At 70.8% G+C, this 23,276-nt stretch carries 20 protein-coding genes; 4 read left to right on the top strand and 16 right to left on the bottom strand.

Translation table 11 applies throughout. The annotated features are described in order from the left end of the window. Nucleotides 1-81: 81 nt before the first annotated feature. From prfB to pruA, 3 genes are all read right to left on the bottom strand, one after another. Nucleotides 82-1,194 carry a peptide chain release factor 2 gene (gene prfB, locus Actob_RS04535; protein ID WP_284918793.1) on the bottom strand — a complete coding sequence of 371 codons (1,113 nt, stop codon included), beginning with the start codon at nucleotides 1,192-1,194 and terminating at the stop codon, nucleotides 82-84. A 52-nt stretch (nucleotides 1,195-1,246) separates the two neighbouring features. Then, nucleotides 1,247-1,762 (bottom strand): PadR family transcriptional regulator, encoded by a 516-nt coding sequence (locus Actob_RS04530; RefSeq protein WP_284918792.1) that lies wholly within the window; start codon nucleotides 1,760-1,762, stop codon nucleotides 1,247-1,249. 236 nt (nucleotides 1,763-1,998) lie between these two features. Next, a complete protein-coding gene (gene pruA / locus Actob_RS04525) occupies nucleotides 1,999-3,627 on the bottom strand; it encodes an L-glutamate gamma-semialdehyde dehydrogenase (RefSeq protein ID WP_284918791.1) in 1,629 nt (542 codons plus the stop codon). 129 nt (nucleotides 3,628-3,756) lie between these two features. Between pruA and Actob_RS04520 the strand changes: the two genes are divergently transcribed. Further along, nucleotides 3,757-4,701, top strand: a complete 945-nt coding sequence (locus tag Actob_RS04520) for a hypothetical protein (protein WP_284918790.1) — start codon at nucleotides 3,757-3,759, stop codon at nucleotides 4,699-4,701. Here Actob_RS04520 and Actob_RS04515 read toward each other — a convergent pair. Continuing rightward, on the bottom strand, nucleotides 4,698-5,228 hold the full coding sequence (locus Actob_RS04515; protein WP_284918789.1) for a DUF6912 family protein: 531 nt from the start codon (nucleotides 5,226-5,228) through the stop codon (nucleotides 4,698-4,700). The two genes, Actob_RS04520 and Actob_RS04515, sit on opposite strands and share 4 nt — an antisense overlap. A gap of 147 nt (nucleotides 5,229-5,375) precedes the next feature. Between Actob_RS04515 and Actob_RS04510 the strand changes: the two genes are divergently transcribed. Together Actob_RS04510 and Actob_RS04505 are read left to right on the top strand one after the other, a co-directional pair. Continuing rightward, nucleotides 5,376-5,603 (top strand): helix-turn-helix domain-containing protein, encoded by a 228-nt coding sequence (locus tag Actob_RS04510; protein ID WP_284918788.1) that lies wholly within the window; start codon nucleotides 5,376-5,378, stop codon nucleotides 5,601-5,603. 522 nt (nucleotides 5,604-6,125) lie between these two features. Then, complete coding sequence (locus tag Actob_RS04505) at nucleotides 6,126-6,521, top strand: Rv3235 family protein (RefSeq protein WP_284918787.1); 396 nt, start codon at nucleotides 6,126-6,128, stop codon at nucleotides 6,519-6,521. A 251-nt stretch (nucleotides 6,522-6,772) separates the two neighbouring features. Here Actob_RS04505 and secA read toward each other — a convergent pair whose 3' ends face one another. Continuing rightward, nucleotides 6,773-9,688: a preprotein translocase subunit SecA gene (gene secA, locus Actob_RS04500; RefSeq protein ID WP_284918786.1), complete on the bottom strand. Its 2,916-nt coding sequence runs from the start codon at nucleotides 9,686-9,688 to the stop codon at nucleotides 6,773-6,775. A 184-nt stretch (nucleotides 9,689-9,872) separates the two neighbouring features. Between secA and Actob_RS04495 the strand changes: the two genes are divergently transcribed. Continuing rightward, nucleotides 9,873-11,069 (top strand): GNAT family N-acetyltransferase, encoded by a 1,197-nt coding sequence (locus Actob_RS04495; protein WP_284918785.1) that lies wholly within the window; start codon nucleotides 9,873-9,875, stop codon nucleotides 11,067-11,069. Here the strand turns inward: Actob_RS04495 and hpf are convergent. The 11 genes from hpf to Actob_RS04440 all read right to left on the bottom strand — a co-directional run bounded on the left by hpf (nucleotide 11,053) and on the right by Actob_RS04440 (nucleotide 23,254). Further along, a complete protein-coding gene (gene hpf / locus Actob_RS04490) occupies nucleotides 11,053-11,670 on the bottom strand; it encodes a ribosome hibernation-promoting factor, HPF/YfiA family (protein WP_284918784.1) in 618 nt (205 codons plus the stop codon). The genes Actob_RS04495 and hpf overlap by 17 nt on opposite strands. 293 nt (nucleotides 11,671-11,963) lie before the next feature. Beyond that, on the bottom strand, nucleotides 11,964-12,683 hold the full coding sequence (locus Actob_RS04485) for a ComF family protein (protein ID WP_284918783.1): 720 nt from the start codon (nucleotides 12,681-12,683) through the stop codon (nucleotides 11,964-11,966). Then, on the bottom strand, nucleotides 12,680-14,533 hold the full coding sequence (locus Actob_RS04480; protein WP_284918782.1) for an LpqB family beta-propeller domain-containing protein: 1,854 nt from the start codon (nucleotides 14,531-14,533) through the stop codon (nucleotides 12,680-12,682). The genes Actob_RS04485 and Actob_RS04480 overlap by 4 nt, the downstream gene beginning before the upstream one ends. Before the next feature lies 1 nt (nucleotide 14,534). After that, nucleotides 14,535-16,181 (bottom strand): MtrAB system histidine kinase MtrB, encoded by a 1,647-nt coding sequence (gene mtrB / locus Actob_RS04475; RefSeq protein ID WP_284918781.1) that lies wholly within the window; start codon nucleotides 16,179-16,181, stop codon nucleotides 14,535-14,537. Between the two features lie 29 nt (nucleotides 16,182-16,210). Next, nucleotides 16,211-16,900, bottom strand: coding sequence for an MtrAB system response regulator MtrA (gene mtrA / locus Actob_RS04470; RefSeq protein ID WP_122976451.1), 690 nt, complete (start codon nucleotides 16,898-16,900; stop codon nucleotides 16,211-16,213). Between the two features lie 185 nt (nucleotides 16,901-17,085). Then, nucleotides 17,086-17,289 (bottom strand): DUF397 domain-containing protein, encoded by a 204-nt coding sequence (locus Actob_RS04465; protein ID WP_284918780.1) that lies wholly within the window; start codon nucleotides 17,287-17,289, stop codon nucleotides 17,086-17,088. A gap of 50 nt (nucleotides 17,290-17,339) precedes the next feature. Then, on the bottom strand, nucleotides 17,340-18,191 hold the full coding sequence (locus Actob_RS04460) for a helix-turn-helix domain-containing protein (RefSeq protein WP_284918779.1): 852 nt from the start codon (nucleotides 18,189-18,191) through the stop codon (nucleotides 17,340-17,342). 1,481 nt (nucleotides 18,192-19,672) lie between these two features. Further along, nucleotides 19,673-20,857 (bottom strand): mannose-6-phosphate isomerase, class I, encoded by a 1,185-nt coding sequence (manA, locus tag Actob_RS04455; RefSeq protein WP_407653562.1) that lies wholly within the window; start codon nucleotides 20,855-20,857, stop codon nucleotides 19,673-19,675. A 20-nt stretch (nucleotides 20,858-20,877) separates the two neighbouring features. Continuing rightward, a complete protein-coding gene (locus tag Actob_RS04450) occupies nucleotides 20,878-21,840 on the bottom strand; it encodes a cation diffusion facilitator family transporter (protein WP_284918778.1) in 963 nt (320 codons plus the stop codon). Further along, nucleotides 21,837-23,060, bottom strand: coding sequence for an SIS domain-containing protein (locus Actob_RS04445; RefSeq protein ID WP_284918777.1), 1,224 nt, complete (start codon nucleotides 23,058-23,060; stop codon nucleotides 21,837-21,839). The genes Actob_RS04450 and Actob_RS04445 overlap by 4 nt, the downstream gene beginning before the upstream one ends. Continuing rightward, on the bottom strand, nucleotides 23,060-23,254 hold the full coding sequence (locus Actob_RS04440; protein ID WP_284918776.1) for a Trm112 family protein: 195 nt from the start codon (nucleotides 23,252-23,254) through the stop codon (nucleotides 23,060-23,062). Before Actob_RS04440 ends, Actob_RS04445 begins: the two co-directional genes overlap by 1 nt. Nucleotides 23,255-23,276 lie beyond the last annotated feature (22 nt).

Raw genomic sequence — 23,276 nt, 5'->3', positions numbered from 1 at the left:
GCCACCTGCGGCAACAGCAAAACTGAACGACCCCGAACTGACCGAGTGTTCAGGCGGGGTCGCTCAACGTGAGGAAATCGGCTAGGCGGCAGCCTCGTTCTGCTTGCGCCAGCGGATGCCGGCCTGGATGAAGCCGTCCACATCGCCGTCGAAGACCGACGACGGGTTGCCGGTCTCGTACTCAGTGCGCAAATCCTTCACCATCTGGTAGGGGTGCAGCACGTACGAACGCATCTGGTCCCCCCACGATCCGGTGGTGTCCTGCTTCAGCCCGGCCATCTTGGCCTCCTCCTCCTGGCGCTTGCGCTCCAGCAGACGGGCCTGCAGAACGCGCATCGCGGACGCCTTGTTCTGCAGCTGGGACTTCTCGTTCTGACACGTCACCACGATGTTGGTCGGGATGTGGGTGAGCCGGACCGCCGAGTCGGTGGTGTTGACGCTCTGCCCGCCCGGGCCGGACGACCGGTACACGTCGACGCGGATCTCGTTCTCCGGGATGTCGATGTGGTCGGTCTGCTCCACCACCGGCATCACCTCGACACCGGCGAAGCTGGTCTGCCGGCGGCCCTGGTTGTCGAACGGGCTGATCCGGACCAGCCGGTGGGTGCCCGACTCGACGCTCAGCGTGCCGTACGCGTAGGGCACCTTCACGCTGAAGGTGGCCGACTTGAGGCCGGCCTCCTCCGCGTACGACGTGTCGTAGACCTCGGTCGGGTAACCGTGCCGCTCCGCCCAGCGCAGGTACATCCGCATCAGCATCTCGGCGAAGTCGGCCGCGTCCACCCCGCCGGCCCCGGCCCGGATCGCGACGAGGGCCTCGCGGGAGTCGTACTCCCCGGAGAGGAGGGTGCGGACCTCCATCTCCTCGATCGCCTTGGACAGCGTGGTGATCTCCTCGCCCACCTCGGCGACCGAGCCCTCGTCACCCTCGTCCCGGGCCATCTCCAACAGCAGACCGGCGTCGTCGAGCCGGCTGCGCAGCCGCTCCAGCTTGGAGATCTCGCCGGAGATGTACGACAGGCGACTGTTGACCTCCTGCGCCCGGGACTGGTCGTCCCAGAGGTCGGGCGCGGAAGCCTGCTCCTCGAGCTCCGCCTTGTCACGGCGCAGCCGGTCGACGTCCAGGACGTTCTCGATGTTGCGGAGGGTGGCGTCGAGCGCTTTGAGTTGCTCAGGGAAGTCGGCAGCGGTCACGACACTCAAGAATACGCTTCCCGGCCAGCTCACTGGCCGGGGCGTCGGCAACTCATTCGGACGGAACGGTCTTCAACCAGCTGAGCGCCGCCTTGTGATAGGCGACCGCGAACTCCAGAGCGGCCGCGCCGTACGGGTCACCGTTCTTCTTCACCTCTTTGGCCTGGTCCTTCGCCATCGCCAGTGCCTCCGAGTGGTACTGGTTGGCATTGCTGTAGAGCGCCTTCAGCTGGTCCTCGCTGTGCTGCTGACCGAAGGCCACCCGCAGCGCGACCGGATTGCGCAGCGCGTCACGGCCGGGCGTCTCGGTGAGCCAGCGACTGAAGGCTCGCTTGCCGGAGGCGGTGATCGCGTAGGGCTGACTGGAACGAGGGCCCGGCTTGCCGAGGCGCACATACCCCATTTCGGCCAGTACGGGCAATTCGCGGTAGACCTGGCTCCGCGTCATCGACCAGTAGGGCCCGAGGCGGCGTTCGGCAGCCGCCATGAGCTGTCCGCCGGTCATCGGCCCCTCGTGAAGCAGGCCGAGCAAGGCGGCAGCCGTGGGATTGATCTGGAAGTCGGGCATGCCTTCTAAGCTGCCACTTTGTCGCAGCCACGTCCAGGATTTCGCACGATCCGTCCAGTTTGCGCCTCCACAAACGACTGTCCCGCACAGACAGTCCGACGACGAGCGCGCAGACCGGGCGTTTCGCGCGCCGGAACCTACTTGACCAGCTAAAATGGAGCACCGATTCGGTCAGACAGGCAGGCCGAGGCAGGAAACGCCCAAATCTGCGCGAGTCGCCGCGCACATTCGGACAATCAGCCCATGTGGGGGTACTCCCAAACACCGGGCGCGTCGAAAGCCTCCTTGATGGTCCGCGGCGACACCCACCGGTGCAGATTCAAGATCGAACCGGCCTTGTCGTTGGTCCCGCTCCCCCGCGCCCCGCCGAACGGTTGCTGCCCCACCACCGCCCCGGTCGGCTTGTCGTTGATGTAGAAGTTGCCGGCGGTGAACCGCAGCGCCCGCTGCGCCCACGCCACCACCTCCCGGTCGGTCGCGAAGATCGACCCGGTGAGCGCGTACGGCGCGGCGCCGTCGGCCTGCTCCACCACCGCCCGGAAGTCCTCGTCCGGATAGACGTGCACGGCCAGGATCGGACCGAAGTACTCGGTGGTGAACACCTCGTGCGTCGGGTCGGTGCACTCCACCAGGGTGGGCGCGACGAACCAGCCCTCGGTGTCGTCGGCCGTGCCACCGGCCAGCACGGTGCACGACGCACTGTTCTTGATCCGGTCCAGGGCGGCGGCGAGGCGGGCGAACGACCGGTCGTCGATCACCGCGCCACCGAAGACGGAGAGGTCGGTGACGTCGCCATACCGGATCGAGGCGACGGCGGCGGCGAGCCGGTCCCGCAGCCCGGCCTCCCAGAGCCCGCGGGGGACGTAGGCGCGGGACGCGGCCGAGCACTTCTGGCCCTGGTACTCGTACGCGCCGCGGACCAGCGCGGCGAACAGCGCGTCCGGATCCGCGCTCGGGTGCGCGACCACGAAGTCCTTGCCCCCGGTCTCGCCGACCAGCCGCGGGTACGACCGGTACCGCTCGATGTTCTCCCCCACCGTGCGCCACAACTTGCGGAACGTCGCGGTGGAGCCGGTGAAGTGGATGCCGGCCAGATCCGGATCGGTCAGCGCCACCTCGGACAGCGCGAGGCCGTCACCGGTCACCATGTTGATCACACCGGGCGGCAGGCCGGCCGCCTCGAACAGCCGCATGGTGAAGTGCGCGGCGAACTGCTGGGTCGGTGACGGCTTCCAGATCACCGTGTTGCCCATCAGGGCCGGGGCGGAGGGCAGGTTGCCGGCGATCGCGGTGAAGTTGAACGGCGTGATCGCGTAGACGAAGCCTTCCAGGGGCCGGTGGTCGAAGCGGTTCCAGACACCGGGCGCCGACTCCGGCTGCTCGGTCAGCAGCCGCTCGCCGAAGTGCACGTTGAACCGCAGGAAGTCGATCAGCTCGCAGGCCGCGTCGATCTCCGCCTGGTAGCAGGACTTGGACTGGCCGAGCACGGTGGCCGCGTTCAGGGTGTCGCGCCAACCGGCCGAGAGCAGCTCGGCGGCGCGCAGGAAGATCGCCGCCCGCTCGCTGAACGGCAGCTCGCGCCAGCCCGGCGCGGCCCGCTTGGCCGCCTCCACAGCGGCCGCCGCGTCGGCCCGCGACGCGTTACCCGTCACCCCGAGCACCTGGTGCCGCCGGTGCGGCTGCACCACCTCGATCGCCGGGCCGTCGGCCATCCGCTGCCGGCCGCCGATCGTCATGGTCAGTTCCGGTCGCGCTTCCCGCAGCTCGGCGATCCGGGCGGCCAGCGCGGCGCGTTCCGGACTGTCCGGGGCATAGGTGCGGACCGGCTCGTTCCGGGGGGTGGGCACGGTGAACTGCGCATCCATTCCTGCTCCTCGACCTGGTGAGTGTGGTGGGAGGCCCGCGCCGGGGTCGCCGGGCGCTGTTCGTCCATCCTCGCACCGGCGGGGGCGGCCGGTCGGGTCCCCGAAGGTTCGCCGGTTACCCTGACCCCCATGACCGACCCCGAGCGCCAGTCCGCACCGGAGACCCGCGAGGTCTCGCGGCTCACCGCGATCCTGCTGGCGGTTGCCGCGCTGGTGTGGACGGCCGGGATGCTGCTGTCCGCCCGCATCAAGATCACCGGTTGGGCGGACGCCGAGATGGAGGTCACCTCGACGGCGTACGCGCTGCCCGGCACCGTCGCGGCGGCCATCGTGGCCGGTGCTGCCGTCGCCCTGCTGGTGCTCACCCTGGTCGGCGCCCGCCGGCAGCTCGGCGCCACCGCCCGGTTCGCCGTCGGCACCGGCAGCGGCCTGCTCGCCGGGGTGCTCTGCGCGCTGCCGATCGTCACCATCAACACGGACGGCACGATCTACGCCGCGGTCGGCGGGACCCTGGCCGCGGCCGCCACCATCGGCGGCGCGCTGGCCGGTTTCCGGATCCCGCCGGTGATCGCCGCGGCCGGCTGGGCGACGCTGGGCGTCTTCGTGATCGGCTCGGTGCTCAACACGAAGCAGATCCAGAACCCGCTGCTCGACCTGTTCGGCAACGATTCCACCGAGGCCGCGGCCAATGCCAATCAATACTTTTCGTACGCCCAGTCGGCGCTCAGCGGCCTGGCCGCCGGCCTGATCGCGTTCGCCGTCCTGCGGCGCGCCCGCCGCCGGGCCGGTGCCGACCTGCGCTGGCCGTTCTACCTGATCGCGGGTGCCGGGGCGGGTCTGCTGTCGGTGATCGCCGAGGTGCTCACCAGGACCGCCGGGGCGCAGGTGCTCGACCTGGCCGGCAAGGTCAGTGACCTGGAGCGGTCGGTGCAGCAGATCCTCGGCGCCAACCGGCTCAACAGCGCGTTGATCGTGCTCTTCCTCGGGGCGTTCACCGCGATGATCGCGGTCGGCCGGACCCTCTCGCCCGCGCCCGACGAGGACGAGGACGAGGAAGTCCCGGCCGCCTCCTAGATCAGCTCGTCCAGCTCGGAGACCGCGTACCACTCCAGTTCGTGGTCCTCGGCGCCGTCGACGGTGAACTGCGCGTCCGGGTCACCCGCGAGCGCCTCCTCGACCACCTCGGCGGCCGCCGCCACCGCCTCCATCGCCTCGGCGCCGTCCACGTGGATGCTCGCCACCTGGGCGATCCGCACCGGCTCGGGCAGCCGCACGGTGCTCGAGCCGAGCTCGACGTCCTCCCGGACCAGCGTGTCCGCCGGCACGTCGGCGGAGACCACCACCCGGCGGCGGGGCGCCGAGCTGTCGTGCCGGAGCAACTGCAGGGCGCCCTGCGCGGCCCGGGTGAAGGCGACGTACTCCAGCTCCTCCTCGTCGCCCTCGGCGTACCACTCGCGCAGCGCGGGGGTCACCGCGTGCGCCTCCATCGCCGCGTCGCCGAGCCGGCCGTCCGCCCGCAGGGCCGCCAGCATCGGCAGGGTGGCCGGCATGTAGACCCGGACCAGCTCGGTGATCGGCACGTTCTCCTCCAGCTTCGCCATCCCGGTCAGTACACCGCCGCAGCGGGCCGGGCGAGGCTCATTCCACCAGGCGTCTCCGGATCGTGGACACTCGGGAGTCACGGCTCGGCTCCCGAGGCAAACGATGGCAAACTCAGGCTGCCGGAACGATCGAGGGTGGGAGGGCACGTGGAGGCCCGGTTCCTGTTGCTGTCCGACGTGGCGGCCGAACTGAACGTCACGGACTCGCAGGTCTATCACATGGTGCGCAGCGGCGAGTTGCCGGCGATCAAGATCGGTGGCCGCGGCCAGTGGCGGGTGGAGCGCGCCAAGCTGGAGGAATACATCCAGGGGAAGTACCTGGAGACCGCCGCCTGGGTGCGCGAGAACCCGCTGACCGAGCGCGAGTCCGACTGAACGGATCGCGCCTTTCGCCGCTTTTTCCGGATGCCCGCCAGCGTGTTGACCGGTCCACTCGCGCGAGAGAAGACTGAGGCTGTCGAAAGCAAACGAAGCCAAACGCAAGGATTGGCGGTGGAGATGCGATCGGTGGCCCGGGTTGCGCCCGCCGGGTCGCGGCCGGCGATTCGGCTGCGCCCGCTTCTTCGGTACGACCCTCCGTTCGACGATGAGGTGACGCCCCCGGCGTGGTCGTCGGCGCAGCAGCTGGCTCTGGAGTGGCCACGCCCCGTGCGGCGGGCGCCGGCCGGCCCACCGCCGAGCACACCGGTCCGGGTGGGCGGCGGGCCGGGTGACCCGGCCTCTTTGCCTGGGGCACCCGGCCGGCCGGACGACCCGGCGGCATCGCCTCAGGCGGCTCCGGCTCAGGCAGCTTCGGCTCAGGCGGCATCACCCCGGGCGGCATCGGCTCAAGCGGCATCGGCTCAAGCGGCATCGGCTCAGGCGGCATCGGCTCAAGCGGCTTGGGCTCAGGAGGCTGTGGCCGCGGCGGCGCCCGTGGTGGCCGGGCCGTCCGGGGACGCGCGGCTGGCGGTGAAGCGGTTCGTGCACCTGTGCCTCGAGGTGCTGAATGGCTACCGCCCGGCGACCCACCTGCGCCGACTGACGCTGCCGGCGCAGGCCGCCGATGTGGTGGCGCAGGGCCTCTCCGGTGCCCGCCGGGTGGCCCAGCTGCGGCGCGCCCGCCGGCCCGGCGACCGGCGACCGGCACGGCCGTCCCCGGTCGCGGTGCTCAGGGTGAACCTCTGCGAGCCACGGCGCGGCGCGGTCGAGGCCGCTGTCGCCCTGATCACCGGCGAGCGAACGTGGGCCATGGCGTTACGCCTGGAGCTGCACGACGACAACTGGTATGCGACGGCCCTCCGCCTCATCTGAGGCGCGGGGAGAGACAGCAGGGCACACCCCGGGGCGTCCACTGAGCAGTGGAGGCGGTGGCCGTTCCGGGTTCCACCCAACCGGTGGCACCAACCCGACACCGGCTCGCGAGCCGACCCGGCCGCAGCCGGGTCGAAGCGCGGCCCGGTGGGCTGGCGCGCGAGCGGTAGCGGCGGGAAACGGCGCCGCCCGGCGCGGACCAGGTCGGTCCGGGCCGGGCGGCGTCGGGATGGTGCGTGGGGCGGGCCAGGTCAGGCGGCTCCGCCGGGAGCGCCGTGGCACCGCTTGTACTTCTTGCCCGAGCCGCAGTAGCACGGCGCGTTCCGGGACGGCCCGTTCGACTCGGCGGACGACGGGGCCGCGTGCCGGCCGGCGCTGGTGTGCGCCGGGCTGGCCGGGACCGGCGAGCCGCCGGGGCCGAAGACGGAGGGCTGCTCCGGCTGCTGCTGCTGGATCACCGGGCTGCCGCCGCCCGCCTCGCCGTCGATCGCCGGCGCGGTGTACTGCAGGTTCTGCGGGCGGTTGCCGCCACCGAGCCCCTTGGCCCGCACCTCGACGTGCTCGTGCGGCTCCTCGACGGGCGCGTCGTCCGGCACCTCGCCGACGGCGGGCAGCTCGTAGGCCTGGCTGGGGTCGACGGTGATGGTGGGCTGCTCCTCGACCTGGACCTCCAGGTTGAAGACGAAGCCGACGGCCTCCTCCTTGATGCCCTCCATCATCTGGTTGAACATGTCGAAGCCCTCGCGCTGGTACTCCACGACCGGGTCGCGCTGCGCGTAGGCCCGCAGGCTGATGCCCTCCTGCAGGTAGTCCATCTCGTAGAGGTGCTCACGCCACTTGCGGTCGATCACCGCGAGCAGCACCTGCCGCTCCAGCTCGCGCACCGCCTCGGCGCCCAGCTCGTCCTCGCGGGCCTGGTACGCCGCCTGCGCGTCCTGCTTGAGCTGCTCGATCAGGAACTCCTGGTCGATCGAGTTGCGCTCGCCACCGGACTGCTCGATCACGTCCTCGATGGTGAGGGTGACCGGGAAGAGCCGCTTCAGGTTGGTCCAGAGCTGCTCCAGGTCCCAGTCCTCGGCGTACCCGTCCGAGGTGGCCACCGTGACGACGTCGGTGATCACGTCGTCGATCATGCTGATGATCTGGTCGTGCATGTCCTCGCCGTCGAGCACCCGCTTGCGCTCGGCGTAGATGACCTGCCGCTGCTTGTTCATCACCTCGTCGTACTTCAGCACGTTCTTCCGGATCTCGGCGTTCTGCGCCTCGATCTGGGTCTGCGCGCTGCGGATCTGCCGGGTCACCATCTTGGACTCGATCGGAACGTCCTCGGGGATGTTGAAGCGCTCCATGACCGCCTCGACCGCGCCGGCCCGGAACCGCTTCATCAGGTCGTCCTGCAGCGACAGGTAGAACCGGGACTCGCCCGGGTCGCCCTGCCGGCCGGAGCGGCCGCGGAGCTGGTTGTCGATGCGCCGGGAGTCGTGCCGCTCGGTGCCCAGGACGTAGAGGCCGCCGGCCGCCTGGACCTCGGCCTGCTCGGTCTCGCAGGCCTCCTTCACCAGCGGGAGGACCTCCTCGAGGGCCTTCGCGTACTCCTCCGGGTTCTCCGCCGGGTCGAGCCCGCGCTGGGCCAGCTCCTGCGCGGCGAGGAAGTCGGGGTTGCCGCCGAGCAGGATGTCGGTACCACGGCCGGCCATGTTGGTGGCGACAGTGACAGCGCCCTTGCGCCCGGCCTGGGCGATGATCGTGGCCTCCTGCGCGTGGAACTTCGCGTTCAGCACGCTGTGCGGGATGCCGCGGCGGCGCAGCAGCTGGGAGAGGATCTCCGAGTTCTCCACCGAGACCGTGCCGACCAGGACCGGCTGGCCGGTCGCGTGCCGCTCGGCGATGTCCTCGATGACCGCGTTGAACTTGGCCTTCTCGGTCTTGTAGATGACGTCCGGGTGGTCGATCCGGATCATCGGGCGGTGCGTCGGGATGCTCACGACGCCGACCTTGTAGACGCTGTTGAACTCGCCGGCCTCGGTCTGCGCGGTACCGGTCATGCCGCCGAGCTTGTTGTAGAGGCGGAAGTAGTTCTGCAGGGTGACGGTCGCCAGGGTCTGGTTCTCCTGCTTGACCTCGACGCCCTCTTTCGCCTCGATGGCCTGGTGCATGCCCTCGTTGTAGCGGCGGCCGTGCAGGATGCGGCCGGTGAACTCGTCGACGATCAGGACCTCGCCCTCCGGGCTGACGATGTAGTCCTTGTCGCGCTTGTAGAGCTCCTTGGCCTTGATCGCGTTGTTCAGGTAACCGACCAGCGGCGTGTTGACCGACTCGTACAGGTTGTCGATGCCGATCCGGTCCTCGACCTTGGCCACACCGCGCTCGGTGATCGCCACGGTGCGCTTGGCCTCGTCGACCTCGTAGTCGCCGGCGCCGTCCTTGCCTTTCTCCAGCCGCTTGACGATGGCGGCGAACTCCCCGTACCACCGCTGGGAGTGCTCGGCCGGGCCGGAGATGATCAGCGGCGTCCGGGCCTCGTCGATCAGGATCGAGTCGACCTCGTCGACGATCGCGAAGTTGTGCCCGCGCTGCACCAGTTCGTCCTTCGACCACGCCATGTTGTCGCGCAGGTAGTCGAAGCCGAACTCGTTGTTCGTCCCGTACGTGATGTCGCACTGGTAGGCGGCGCGGTGCTCGGCGGCCGGCCGGTTCGGCAGGATCACGCCGACGGTGAGACCGAGGAAGACGTGCACCCGGCCGACCCACTCGGCGTCGCGCTGGGCGAGGTAGTCGTTGACCGTGATGATGTGCACGCCGTCGCCGCTCAACGCGTTGAGGTAGGCCGGGAACACGCCGGTCAGGGTCTTGCCCTCACCGGTTTTCATCTCCGGGATGTTGCCGAAGTGCAGGGCGGCGCCACCCATCAGCTGAACGTCGTACGCCCGCTGACCGAGCACGCGCTTGGCACCCTCACGGGCCACCGCGAACGCCTCTGGCAGCAGCGAGTCGAGCGACTCGCCCTCCTGGTACCGCTGCTTGAACTGCTCGGTGCAGTCACGCAACTCGTCGTCGGTGAGGTCGACGTAGTCATCCTCGATCGAGTTGACCGCGTCCGCGATCGACTTGAGCCGGCGCACCATGCGGCCTTCGCCGGCACGGAGGATCTTTTCCAATATCGACACGGGTCAGCGCTCCCCTAGACAGTCTGCCGAACCATCGTAGGCACCTTCTCCGGAAGCCTGTGACCCGAGCCTCCCGCCAAACTCACAAAAGGGACTAAACGGGGCAGGAAGTTCGCTGACAGCGCAGTCGCCGAGCCGTTGAAACGTGTTTCTCGGCCGGGCGCGTCCGCGCGAGGATGGCTCCGTGGATCAGGAGAGCGGCGAAAGCCCGGTGGATCAGGACAGCCGGCACGGCCGGCCGGAGCGGGACGACCGGCACAACCGGGCGGATCGGGGCAGCGGGGACCAGCGGGGTGAGCGCGACCCCGGGATACGCCTGCGCGCCGCCGGCCGCTCCGACGAGGCGGCGCTGGCCGCGGCCCGCGCCGATCGGCTGGGCCGCCGGTTCCTGTCCGCCGCCGCCACGAGCAACCGTTACTCGTACGCCATAGTCGCCGAAGGCGCCGGCGGCCCGGTCGGTGCGGTGGAGCTGGACCACCTGCTGCCCGACCTCGGCTCGGGGCAGGCCCGGTTCTGGGTCGGGCCGCAGGCCCGGCGGCGGGGCGTCGCGACCGCCGCGCTGCGCGAGGTGAGCGAGCTGGTCTTCGCCGGTGCGCCGGGCATGCCCCGGCTGCAGCGCCTCGAACTGCTGATCCACCAGGACAACCCGGTGGCCCAGCGGGTCGCGCTGGCCGCCGGTTACGTCCGCGAGGGTGAGCGGCGCGGCGCGCTGCCGAACCCGGCCGGTGGGCACGACGACGTGCTGGTCTACGGCCGGCTGGCCGGCGACTCCGGCGAGCCGGTGGAGCGGCTGCTGCCCGATCTGCCCGGCGGTGAGCTGTCCGACGGCGTGGTGACGCTACGCCCGCTCGGCGAGGACGACCGGGGCTTCTACGCCACCCTGCACAGCGAGCCGGACGTGGTGGCGACCAGCGTGCCGCCGGTGCCGCCGAGCCCGGAGGAGGTGCGCCGGCGGTGTTCGTGGGCGGCCGCGCACTGGCTGGCCGGGCACCGGGCCGACCTGGTCCTGGTGGACGCGGCGAGCGGTGCCGCGGCCGGCCAGATCTCGCTGTACTACCAGGAGCCGCGCACCGGGCAGGCCATGATCGGCTACAGCATGCTGCCCGCCTTCCGCGGGCGCGGCCTGGTCACCCGGGCCGCCAAGCTGCTGTCGCTGTGGGTGTTCGCGGAGACCGGGATCGCCCGGCTGATCGCGGGCACGCTACCGGACAACGTGGGGTCGCAACGGGTGCTGGAGAAAGCCGGGTTCCGGCGGGAGGCGTACCTGCGCTCCCGGCTGCCCGGTGTGGCCGGCACCCGTCACGACGACGTCCAGTTCGTGCTGTTCGCCGAAGACCTGCTGAGGCAGGCCTCCGGCGGGGAACTCACCCAGCCAGGCTGAGGATCCCGTAGTCGTAGCCTCGACGGCGGTACACGACGCTGGGCCGACCGCTCTCCTTGTCATGGAACAGATAGAAGTCGTGCCCGACGAGTTCCATCTGGAAGAGCGCGTCGTCGACGGTCATCGGCTCGCCGGAGTGCTCTTTCTCGCGAACGATCCGCCATGGCTGATTCTCGTCGTGCTCGGCCAGCTCCTCGGCCTCTGGCTCGGCGGTCAGCGTGGCGGCGCCACCCCTGGTCAGGTCGGTGGGAAGGTTCGCGGTGGCGGCGGCGACCGAGACCGGTGCGTGCCGTCCGCGGTGGACGCGGCGACGGTCTGCGGATCGGCGCAACCGGGCGTCCAGTTTGTTGATGGCGCAGTCCAGAGCTGCGTAGAAATCCTGTGCCTGAGCCTCGGCGCGGACCACCGGACCCTTCGTCATGACGGTGATCTCGACCCGCTGGCAGGTGTCCGACTGGCGCGGGTTGCGCTCGTGGAACAACTCCACATCGACCCGCATCAGCTTCTGATCGTACCGCTCAACCTTGCTCAGCTTTTCCGCGACATGCTCTCGATAGTGGTCGGGAACCTCTACGTTGCGGCCCTTGACGACAATGTCCACTCGTGACCTCCCCCAACGTGTTCTTCGTGGGGCGCCGGTAACCGGCGCATCGTGTTGCCTGAGAAGGACGCCGCTCGCCTGGAAGATGGGGCGACGCGGCAAACGTGAGTGAGAAGCCTCCTTTCCGGTGCGGAAAGAACGCGCCCGGTCCATCGAGGGATCTTGCGGGTGAGTTGATGAACCCTACCCTCGTCACCTAGACGCTAACCTGCCGATCCTCGCTCGTCACCCCTCGTTTGGGATAACCAACGGCTGACATTCGCCTCTATCGGCAATCGAAAGCGTGACTGAAGTCAAATCCTCGGACAGCTTCGGCGGAGTTGTGTCGCTGCCAGTACTGCGGCGCCGGTGACCTGCATGTCCGCCTCCTCTAGACGACGTACCGCGGCGGCCAGCGTGGCGCCGGTGGTGACGATGTCGTCCGCTACCACCAGCGTGCCTCGCATCGCGCCGCCGCGCCGCAGAACGCCGATTCGGGCGGGAATGATTCGCAGCGAATTGACAGCCGCCGTGGACCGCGCGGCAGCGTCCAGTGACGTGGAGTCAGGTTTGGGCAGGGCACGCAGTGGCTGGCCGGCCGCGGCGGTCCACCCGGCCGCCCGCAGCCGCGCGACGGCATACCCGGTCAGCCGGGACATGTGGTCGCCGTAGCGCTCCCGGCGGGCCGCACGGGTCGACGGGACCGGGATGATCAGCACCGGGCGCTCGCGCGGTGCGACGGCCGCGACCGCGCCGGCCAGCAGCGCGCCGAGCGGCCGGGCGAGCCGGTGCCGGCCCTTCTCCTTGTACGCCAGCAGCACCCCGCGCAGCGCCCCGGCATACGGCCCGACCGCCGCGCAGGGCGGAAATCCGGGCGGCCGGGGCCGCGGCGCCGACCAGAGCGGCTCCAGCCCCTCCAGCTCGGCCACGCAGGCCGGGCAGACCCCGTGCCGCAGCCGCTCCCGGTCCGTGCCACAGCCCGCGCAGGCCCCCGGCAGGACCAGATCGGCGAGCTCGCCGAGCAACCCGGTCATTCCAGGTAGAACGGCGCCAGCGGCACGGTACCGGCGGCCTGGTTCGCCGGCGGCCCGGCCACCTTGTCGGCCTTGATCTGATCCGGCTGGGAGAGCGCCTCCCAGGCCTTGCCGTCGGAGGTGTAGCAGACCGACCGGACCGACGGCCGCCCGTCGAACGAGTTGGACTCCAGCGGGCTGGCGGGGTAGACGCTCAGCGAGTCCACCACCTTGCTGCCCAGGTCGGGCAGCCGGTCGCCCTCCAGCGCGCCGTCCACCGACACGTCCTCGATGGTGACCCGCTGGTTCTCCCGCACGCCGGCCACGGTCAGCCAGCCCTCGCTGTTGAAGTCGACGGCGCTGACCGTGGCCAGCGAGGCGGGCCGGAGCTGCTGCGGGGTGCCCAGTGACGGCGCGTCCCCGCCGGGGCTGAACGACGCGCGGTACAGCTTGCCGTCCACCACCAGGGCCACCCGGCGGCCGTCCGGCGCCACCGCGACCGAGGTGATCCGGCTGCCGGGGCCGGTCCACGGGATCTGCCGCGCGGCGCCCTTGCCCGCCGGGAAGGCGTACAGCCTGTCGCCCGCGATGATCAGACCGATCGCGGCGTCCGGGGAACCGTCGGCGGCGTCCCCGGCGGGCGCCCAGACCGGCTCGCCGAGCGTGCCGGACAGGCCGCTGATCGGCTGCAACGGGGCCTGGTCACCGGACGCGGCGCCGGCCACCCGCAGCGCCTGGCCCTTGCCGGCCTTGACCACCACCGCGGCGAAGGTGCGTGTCCCCACGGTGCTCATCGCGGCGGCCAGGACGTCCTTGTTCTCCTCGGTCTTGAGCACCGGCACCGGGTTGACCGACCAGGGTTGCCCGGAGACCCGGCGGATCTTGCCCCCGTAGACCACGAACCGCTCCGGCTCGTCGACCAGCTGGGCCGCCGGGTTGCTGGTCAGGTAGTCGTCGCCGCTGAAGGCCCGGACGTCCTGGTGCTCGATCTTCAGGTCCAGCTCGGCGCCGGCCGGCAGCAGCGGGCGCAGCGTCCACTGCAGTTGCCGGCGCAGCCGGTCCACCGACTGCTCCGCGTTGTCGGCGGTGCCCGCCTGGGTGCTCAGGGCGATCTGCAGCTTGTTGTCGTCGATGGTCGGCACGTTGCCCTTGAGCGCGGTGCCCTTGGGCAGGTTGGCGACCGACAACCAGGCGGACGGCCCGTTCAGCAGCCAGGTCAGCACGGTGGTCGGCCGCTGCTCGACGGGCAGTGCTTTCGGCAGGTAACGCACGTCCGGGACCAGGCCGGTGTACTCGGTGTTCCAGTAGTAGAGGGGGTGCTGCACGTACGAACCGCGCAGCGCCCGCACGTCGAGCGGCAGCACCGGCGGCGCCTCGGTGACGAACAGCCCGGACTTGCCGGCGAGCTGACCCACCTTGATCTCGTAGGTGTCCTGGCGGGTCTCCCGGGCCGGCTCCAGCCGCCCGAACTCGTCGAGCGTGCCGACCGGCTCGTACGTCACGTACACCACGTTGTCGCCCGGCGTGGTGAGCGGATCGCCGACCAGCCGGACCACCTGCAGGCCACCGCCGGCGGGTTTGAACCGGCCCGCCGCGGCCGGGGTCATGAAGCTTTTCAGCCGGTCGGCGGCGGTACCCAGGTCGCCGGCCGCCGCCCGCAGGTAGTTCGCCGCGAACTGCCGGGCCTCGTCGGAGTCCTCTCGGTCCACCTGGACGACGTCGCCGTCGCCGGCCGAGGTGGCGCCGGTGGACCGGCCGGGGCCCACCTCTTTCACCCCGGTGTTGTCGGGTATCCCGCAGGCACCGGCGGCGAACGCCACCAGCGCGGCGACGACCGGCAGCAGGGTCGGGGCGGACCGCCTGGCACGCATGTCAGCTCACCTCCGCTGTCCGGTCCCGGGGAATCAGCGGCAGCGGGGCGGCGACCAGCCGGTCACCGGCCCGGACCGGCAGGGTCAGCCGGAACTGGGCGCCCTCGCCGGGCGAGCCCCAGGCCTCCAGCCAGCCGCCGTGCAGCCGGGCGTCCTCCGCGCTGATCGACAGGCCCAGTCCGGTGCCGCCGGTCTGCCGGGCCCGGGACGGGTCGGCCCGCCAGAACCGGTTGAAGACCAGCCGCTCCTCGCCGGGCTTGAGACCGATGCCGTGGTCGCGCACGGTGATCGCCACCGCGGCGTCGTCGGTGGCCATGGTGATCTGCACCGGCCGCGCCTCGCCGTGCTCGACCGCGTTGCCCACCAGGTTGCGCAGCACCCGCTCGACCCGGCGCGGATCCACCTCGGCGATCACCGGCGAGTCCGGCAGGCGCAGCTCCAGCTCGACGCCGACCCGCTCGGCCAGCCCGGTGAGCCGCTCGGTCACCCGCTGCACGATCGGCACCAGGTCGGTGTGCTCGGCGTCCAGCGCGGCGAACCCGGCGTCGAACCGGCTGATCTCCAGCAGGTCGGTGAGCAGTCCCTCGAAGCGGTCCAGCTCGGCCTGCAGCAGCTCGGCGCTGCGGGCCACCGCCGGGTCGAAGTCCTCGCGCTCCGAGAAGATCAGGTCGGCGGCCATCCGGACCGTGGTGAGCGGGGTCCGCAGCTCGTGCGACACGTCGGAGGTGAACCGCCGCTGCAACCGGGACATCTCCTCCAGCCGGACGATCTGCCGCTGCAGGTTCGCCGCCATCTGGTTGAACGCGGCGGCGAGCATCGCCAGGTCGTCCTCGCCGTCCACCCTCATCCGCTGGTCGAGCAGGCCGGCCGAGAGCCGCTGCGCGGTGCGCGCGGCCACCCGGACCGGGGTGACCACCAGCCGGGTGACCAGGCCGGCCACCACGCCCAGCAGGATCACCAGGGCCAGGCCGGTGACCAGCACCATGGTGCGGATCTGGTTGGCCGCGGCGTTCTCGGTGGTCAGCGGGACCATGTAGTAGAGCTCGAGGTGGCCGAACTGGGCCGGCACCGGCGAGCCGAAGACCAGGTATTTCGTCAGGCGGCCGTCCACCTCGGCGGTCCGGATCTGCCAGGCGACCTTGGCGTCGTCGGCAACCGTGTGGATCAGCTCGGGGGTGATCAGCTCGGTGGTGTCGACAGTGGGGATGGTCTGCGGGCGCAGGGCGCTGAAGTGCTCGGCGCGCAGCGACACCAGCGTGCCGGTGTCCCCGGCCTGCTCACCGTCGTACAGCGCGTTGGCGGTGTCGCTGATGGTGGCGGGCAGGCCCGCGTCATAGGCCTGCGGGTGCACACTGAGCTGCTGGGCGGCCCAGTCGACCTTGCGCGTCACGGAGGCGGCGACCTCGTCCTGCGCGCGGTTGAGCAGGATGTCGGCGCTGCGGTCCGCGATGAACCAGCCGAAGGTGCCGACCAGCAGGCTGGACGCCACCAGGGTCAGGGTCACCACGCGGACCTGCAGCGAGCGCCGCCAGGAGCGGCGGACCGGCGTGGTGTATCTCTCCAGCCGGAGAGCGATCACACGCCAGTAGCGCCGCACCACTCGCAGGGCGCGGCGCACGGGTTGGGGTAGCCAGGCCGGAGCACGCATCTCGCGGCAAGGTTAGCCCCCGGTCCCGACTAGCCGGTGCCCGCCTTGTAGCCGACACCTCGGACCGTCAGGATGATCTCCGGTCGCTCCGGATCCGGCTCGATCTTGGCGCGCAGCCGCTGGACGTGCACGTTCACCAGCCGGGTGTCCGCCGCGTGCCGGTAACCCCAGACCTGCTCGAGCAGCACCTCCCGGGTGAACACCTGGCGCGGCTTGCGGGCCAGGGCCACCAGCAGGTCGAACTCCAGCGGGGTGAGCTTGACCTCCTCGCCGTCCCGGGACACGGTGTGCGCCGGCACGTCGATGTTGATCTGGTTGCCCGGCGGTCCGATGGTGAGCATCTCCGGCGCGGCGTCCTCGCCCCGGCGCAGCCGGGCCCGCATCCGGGCGACCAGCTCCTTGGGCTTGAACGGCTTGACCACGTAGTCGTCGGCACCGGACTCCAGGCCCAGGACCACGTCGACGGTGTCACTTTTCGCGGTGAGCATGACGATCGGAATGCCGGACTCGGCACGGATGGCGCGCGCCACGTCGATGCCACTCATTCCGGGGAGCATCAGATCCAGCAGGACGATGTCCGGGCGGTTCTCCCGGAAAGCGGCGAGCGCGCGTTCGCCGTCCGCCACGAACGAGGGCAGGAATCCCTCACTGCGCAGGACGATGCCGAGCATCTCGGCCAACGCGGGATCGTCGTCGACGACCAGTACCCGGGCTCTCATGCGGTCCAATATTGCACTGTCCTCCCGGCCCCCGCGCTACCTGGGGGCGATCTTGCCCGGCAGCCTACGCGAAAACGCACCTTTCTCAGAAGGCCGTGAGGACCCGGAAACCCTCGGTGAGGGCGTGAAAACGGGCGGTCCCGGTCCGGGACCGCCCGTGGCGCGCAATTCGATGAGCCCGAGGATTACGCGCCGGGCCGGTCGAACTCTCCTGCTCGGACTCCGGCGATGAAACCGGTCCAGTCCCGTGTGTCGAAGCTGAGCATCGGCCCGGTGGCGTCCTTGGAGTCGCGCACCAGAACCGATACCGGAGTGTTGGCGACCTCGACACAATGCCCAGCAGCGCCACTCCGGCTGCTCTTACGCCAAGTGATCGTGGCGTCCTGCATGGTTTCTCCTTCCCTGGAAATGCCTCTCCATTGGAACCCACCGCAGGCGCTCAGCGAGCCAAACGATCCCTCGACTCAGCGATGACCGTTCGGCTCTGTTCTTTCGACAAAGCGCGTTCCCGCAGGTCATCGAAGGCTTCCTGGTACACGTCGATCTCCTCCGGCTTCACCCGGAAGTGACCACCGGTCAGCCCTTCGGAGTGCACCACCGGGTTGCGCGTACCCTCACCGAACTCCAGGACCAGGAACGACTCGGTCAGCCCGGCGTGCGCCCCGGCCTCGAACGGCAGGATCAGCACCTCGACGCCGGGCTGCTCGGTGGCCTCGAGCAGCCGCTGCAGCTGCCGGACCAGCACCTCCCGGCCGCCCACCTCGCGCATCAGCACGCCCTGGTCGAGGACCACGTTGAGGCGGGCCTCGGAATCCTTGCGGAAGAACCGCTCGGGGCGGCCCATCCGCACGTCCAGACGGCGCTGGATGACCTCCGCGTCGTCGATGTCGGCGCCGGTCTCGATCACCGCGCGGGCGTACTCGTCGGTCTGCAACAGGCCCGGCATGACCTGGGCCTCCCACTGCGAGATCAGGACGGCGTCGGCCTCGAGCGCCAGGTACTCGTCGTAGGGATCCGGCATCGACGAGCGGTACGGCGTCCACCAGGCCCGGGCCCGGCCGCGGCGGGCCAGGTCACGCAGGCGGCCGCGGTCCTCCACCAGCACCCCGTAGAGGGTGAGCAGGCGGTCCAGGTCCGCCTCGGTGATCCCGGTGTGCGCCGTCTCGATCCGGCTCAGCTTCGACTCCGACCAGCCCAGCGCGGTCGCCACATCCACCGCCCGGCGCTCGCCACGGAGCCGGCGCAATTCGCCGCCGAGTTCCCGGCGCGCTGTCGATGTCGGCCTCGCCACGGAGCCACCATATCGGCGCATCAATGGCCGATTGCAAGTTGCATGGCCGATCAGCAGGGAAAGGGCGCGACTTGTCCGTTCCCGCTCGGCGGACCCGCAGCGCCCGTTTCCGGCGATGACGGCCGTCGTTGCGTGGTGACGGCAGTCACCTCGCGCCAATCGACGCGCTGGTAGCGGGCTTGTCAGGTGACCGCACGACGGCCCGATGACCGAATCTCATCGGCTCGTTACGGGCCGCCTCGCCCATCGATCTCGGCAGCGCCTAGTCATCCGTACAGGTGAACCGGGAGGTCGGGCGTTTCGGCGCGGGGCCGGGGGCGGCTTTTCGGGGATTGTCCGTGCTTGCGGGGGTCCCCGCGGGCCCGCGACGCATCGAGCGCCGCCCGGCGGCCCGGGACCGCGACTCCGCCACAAAGACATCAGAGGCTTTTGGTACGTCATTGGCGCGCCGGCCGACGAAGCCCCGAGGAGCCACTTTCCGGGCAACCAGAAGCGCCCAACGAGGGGCATTTCGGCCCGCCCCCAGGGCGCCACACAGCGGCATTTCGCACCCATCCGGGGATGCGCCCCATACGGCGGCATTTCCGGCTTACCCAGAAGCGCCGCACGATAGTATTTCCCACCCCGTCCGGGAATCCGCCATTTCCGGCCCGGCTCGAAAGCACCTGGCCCCCGCCCAGGGAGCCGCACCGGCCCGGCACGGAACCGTCGCCGTCCCGGATGGCGCGAGACGCGCGCCTGCGCGGGTGAACTGAAACGCCCAAGCGCACTGCTGATGACCGAAAACGCACGCAGGACGCCGCGGATGGGCGGCCGAGTCCACGGCTGCCGAGCCAGCAGGAACCGGCGCCGCGGTCCGCGATACCGAGTCCGAGCGCGCCTCAGCAAAACGCCTATCCGGCCCAAACGTCGGCTATCCGGCCGGGAAGGGACACGGCACGCGCATGCGCCTCCCCCTCGCCAGACGGATACACCCGGCAAGGGCCGTGAAGAAATGGCGACGATCCCGGCGACAGGGAACGGCAACGGGCGACCCACGAGGAGACCCACGAGGCGGAGACCCGAAGGCACATCCGGCGCGGATAGCCGGGACAGCCGAGGCGGACAGCCCGGAGACTGCTGGAGCGGATAGCGAACGGGGCGACGAGTCGAAACTCGCCGCCCCGTTCATCCCCCCGGTTTGGTACCGCGCGCGTCCGTGGGACCCCCCGATCACCAATGACGCTGCGTGTTTATAGATTCACACTCCGCACATGCTATGTCAAGCTATTTGCAGAAATTTCGGGCGTGGCTCGTCCGAAAACGGCCAGGACTTGCTCTCGGCAACCAGATCCGGGGACAAGCCTCGGTGGACGGCCGCAGCAGACCAGCGCCGCAGCGAGGAGCTGAACAAGGCGCGAGGCCGCTCCCCGACGGGCGCGGCCAAAGCAGCGGAGGCACAGGTCCCGCGGGACACCCGTGCCTCCGCGAAGCGAACGAACTCAGTCCGGAACGGCAGCCACGAAGACGACACCCAAGCCTGCGGCGGTCAGCGGACCCGCGGCGTCCGGTGCGTACGCCGCCGTACCGGGCTGGAGCGTCACCGGAACCCCGTGCTCCTCCCCCACGTGCACGTCCCCGGCCACCCCCAGGACGATCCGCGGCCCCCGGCCCGGCAGCCGCACCGGCGGCCGGTCGCCGGTCAGCTCGATCCGGAACATCTCGAAGTCCGGCACCGGTACCCGCCAGGACGTCACCCCCGGCGCCACCTCGGCACCGTGCAGCAACGGATCGTCGAGCGTCTCGAAGCGGAGCACCTTGAGCAGTTCCGCCACGTCCACCCGCTTCGGCGTCAGCCCGCCGCGCAGCACGTTGTCGCTGGCCGCCATCAGCTCGACGCCCATCCCGCCCAGGTACGCGTGCAGGTTCCCGGCCGGCATCCAGATCGCCTCGCCGGGCGCCAGGTGCACCAGATTGAGCAGCAGCGCGACCAGCACCCCGGGATCGCCGGGATAGTGCCCGGCCAGGTCGGTCGCCAGCCGGTACGACTCGGCGTGCCGATGATCGGCCGGTTGCGCCGAGGCCGCCGCGACCACGGCGTCGATCAGCGCCCCACGGTCCTCGGCCGGCCAGCTGAGCAGCAGCCGGACCGCCTCGGACAGCTCCCCGGCCCGCAGCACGCCGACCACCGGCTCCAGCCGCGGCACGTCCAGTCCGGCCAGCACCTCCGCGGCCACCTCAGCCGGCCGGAACCCGCAGAGCGCGTCGAACGGGGTGAGCGCGACGAGCATCTCCGGCTTGTGGTTGGCGTCGGTGTAGTTCTTCGGCAGCGCCGGATCCGCCTCCTGCCGGGCGAACGCCTCGGTGGCGTACTTCAGATCCGGGTGGGCCTGCAACGACAGTGGGGCGCCGGCCGCCAGCACCTTCATCAGGTACGGCAGCCGCGCCCCGAAGCGCTCCGCGACGCCCGCGCCGAGCTGCCCGGCCGGATCACCGGCGATCAGGTCGAGCAGGGTGACCGGCCCGTCCGGGCCCGGCACTGTGGACGGGTCGCCCGGATGCGCGCCGAGCCACAGTTCCGCCTCGGGCCCCTCGGTCGGGGTCGGGCGGCCCTGCAGCTCGGCGATCGCGGTCCGGGAGCCCCAGGCGTACGGCCGGATCACTCCGGTCAACGGGTACACGGTCATACCCGGCAAATTAGCAGTTGTCAGGCAGTGGCGGGTGGTGCCGAGGTCACGCCGCTGTCCGACGTTTCCCGGACCCGGTAGATGTCCGGCTCGATGTAGATCACCCGGGCGATCGGGACCGCCTCGCGGATCCGCACCTCGGTCTCGTCGATGTGCCGGGCCACCTCGTCGGCGCGCTCGGTCCGCGGCACCGCGATCTTCATGGCGACGAGCAGCTCCTCGGGGCCGAGGTGCAGCGTCTTCATGTGGATGATCCGCTCGATGCCGTTGCCGGAGAGCACCGCTTTCTCGATCCGGGTGACCGTCTCCGGGTTGGCGCCCTCGCCGATCAGCAGGCTCTTGGTCTCCACCGCCAGGATGGCGGCGATCGCCACCAGCAGGATGCCGATCGCCGCGGTGCCGATGCCGTCCCAGACCCCGTCGCCGGTGATCAGGGTGAGCCCCACGCCGAACAGGGCGAGGACCAGGCCAACCAGGGCGCCGGCGTCCTCCAGCAGCACCACCGGGAGCTCCGGCGCCTTCGCCCGGCGGACGTAGTCCACCCAGGAGGTCTTGCCGCGGGTCCGGTTCGACTCGGTGATCGCGGTGTAGAACGAATAGCTCTCCAGCGCGATCGCCACCACCAGCACGGCGACCGGAACCCATTTCCAGCTCTCGATGGGCTCCGGGTGCCGGATCTTGTGGTACGCCTCGTAGAGCGCGAACAGCCCACCCACGCTGAACAGCACGATGGAGACGATGAACGCGTAGATGTAGCGCTCCCGCCCGTACCCGAAGGGGTGTTCCGGGGTGGCCTTCTTCTGCGACTGCTTGCCGCCGACCAGCAGCAGCAGCTGGTTGCCGGAGTCGGCCACCGAGTGAATCGCCTCGGCCAGCATCGACGACGACCCGGTCAGGAACCAGGCGCCGAACTTGGTGACCGCGATTCCCAGGTTGGCGCTGAGCGCCGCGATGATCGCCTTGGTACCGCCCTCAGCGCTCACGAAAGTCCCTCAGGCATCGGGTTGGACAGCTCCTTCATCTCGCTGATCGCCGGGACCGCCATCGGGTCCAGGCCATGGGCCAGGGCCAGGTACAACGACGCGAAGTCGGGCACCGCGACCAGAGATGCGAGCCGCTCCAACGTCGAACCGCCTTCGGCGGTGAGCACGTCGCAGCGTACGCCACGGCGATCGGCGAGTGTCTGGATGGCGTCGGCCCGGCGCTCCTCGACGGCGACCGGCTCGTCGGCGTCGTCCTCCGGGTTGAGACCGCCGTCCCGCAGCACCACCAGGCGCAGCCGGGTCACCGCCTCGTCCTCGTCGTCCGGGTCGGCGAAGATGTCCCGGGAGCCCTCGGCGAGACCGCCGAAAACGCCGTCGAGCAGGCCCACCCGGCCGCGACCGGCCTCGCCGAGCGCGCCGGCCATCACCGGGTACCGCGCGTTCGCCGCCAGGGTGTCGGCGAATCGGCGGGCCGCGACGGTGGCCAGCGGCGAGGAGCCCCAGACGATCGGCACCGAGCCGGCCAGGCCGAGGGCGAGCGCCTTGGCCGGGTTGACGAACGAGTCGGCGCCCGGACGGCAGCGCTCGGCGTCGGCGTCCAGCCGGGTGGCGGTCTCCGCGATGTCCGCCTCGGTCACCTTGACCAGGCCCAGCGCGCGACCGGCCAGCAGCACCGGGATGGCCAGGCCCCACAGGGTGGCCCGGGCCGGCGCGCGGCGCGGCACGCCGATGAACGGGGCGCGGGCCCGCTCGGCCACCGCCTCCAGCTCGGAGTCCGGGTTGCCGATGGCGACCAGCCGGGCGCCGCGCCGGGCCGCCGCCTCGGCCGCCGCGAGGGCCTCCGGGCTGCGGCCGGAGGCGGACACCGCGATCACCACGTCGGCCGCGCCGACCCAGCCGGGGATGCCGGCGCTGCGGTGCCCGATGATCGGGACCGGGCAGCGCGGGCCGGCGACGGTGGACAGGATGTTGCCGGTGAGACCGGCGGTGCCGATGCCGGCCACCACGACGGCGCGCGGCCGGCCCTCGTCGGCGAGCATGCTCAGGTCGACCTCGGCGGCCAGCGCCGCGGTCTCGCGGACCTGGGCGCCGGCCGAGGCGGTGGCCCGGAGCATGCCGCCCGGGTCGTTGCCGAGCATCGACTTCTCGTCGTTCAGCAGTGACTCGTCGGCGACGCGGTGACCGTTGACGCCGGCCGAGCCCTCGAGTGGGTTGACCATCAGTTCTCCTCCCCAGCGGCCTGCTCCGGAGAGCGCGCCTCGTCGAGGAGGAGGATCGGGATGTCGTCCTTGATGTCGAAGATGCGGCCGCACTCGGTGCAGGTCAACGTCTGTCCGCCGGCGTCGTAGTCCAGTGGCGCGTGATGGGTGTCCGGGCAGGCCAGGATGTCCAGCAACTGCGGATCGAGCGCCACCGATCTACTCCTTCATGACGGC

This window comes from Actinoplanes oblitus, assembly GCF_030252345.1.
Lineage (GTDB): Bacteria > Actinomycetota > Actinomycetes > Mycobacteriales > Micromonosporaceae > Actinoplanes > Actinoplanes oblitus.
This window is presented reverse-complemented; position numbering and strand designations above follow the sequence as displayed.

What these genes read in the sequence shown, in the direction of transcription:
- Actob_RS04530 (WP_284918792.1), bottom strand. Translation starts at nt 1,762, where the DNA reads ATGCCCGACTTCCAGATCAATCCCACGGCTGCCGCCTTGCTCGGCCTG.
- pruA (WP_284918791.1), bottom strand. Translation starts at nt 3,627, where the DNA reads ATGGATGCGCAGTTCACCGTGCCCACCCCCCGGAACGAGCCGGTCCGC.
- Actob_RS04520 (WP_284918790.1), top strand. Translation starts at nt 3,757, where the DNA reads ATGACCGACCCCGAGCGCCAGTCCGCACCGGAGACCCGCGAGGTCTCG.
- Actob_RS04515 (WP_284918789.1), bottom strand. Translation starts at nt 5,228, where the DNA reads ATGGCGAAGCTGGAGGAGAACGTGCCGATCACCGAGCTGGTCCGGGTC.
- Actob_RS04485 (WP_284918783.1), bottom strand. Translation starts at nt 12,683, where the DNA reads ATGACCGGGTTGCTCGGCGAGCTCGCCGATCTGGTCCTGCCGGGGGCC.
- Actob_RS04480 (WP_284918782.1), bottom strand. Translation starts at nt 14,533, where the DNA reads ATGCGTGCCAGGCGGTCCGCCCCGACCCTGCTGCCGGTCGTCGCCGCG.
- mtrB (WP_284918781.1), bottom strand. Translation starts at nt 16,181, where the DNA reads ATGCGTGCTCCGGCCTGGCTACCCCAACCCGTGCGCCGCGCCCTGCGA.
- mtrA (WP_122976451.1), bottom strand. Translation starts at nt 16,900, where the DNA reads ATGAGAGCCCGGGTACTGGTCGTCGACGACGATCCCGCGTTGGCCGAG.
- Actob_RS04465 (WP_284918780.1), bottom strand. Translation starts at nt 17,289, where the DNA reads ATGCAGGACGCCACGATCACTTGGCGTAAGAGCAGCCGGAGTGGCGCT.
- manA (WP_407653562.1), bottom strand. Translation starts at nt 20,857, where the DNA reads ATGACCGTGTACCCGTTGACCGGAGTGATCCGGCCGTACGCCTGGGGC.
- Actob_RS04445 (WP_284918777.1), bottom strand. Translation starts at nt 23,060, where the DNA reads ATGGTCAACCCACTCGAGGGCTCGGCCGGCGTCAACGGTCACCGCGTC.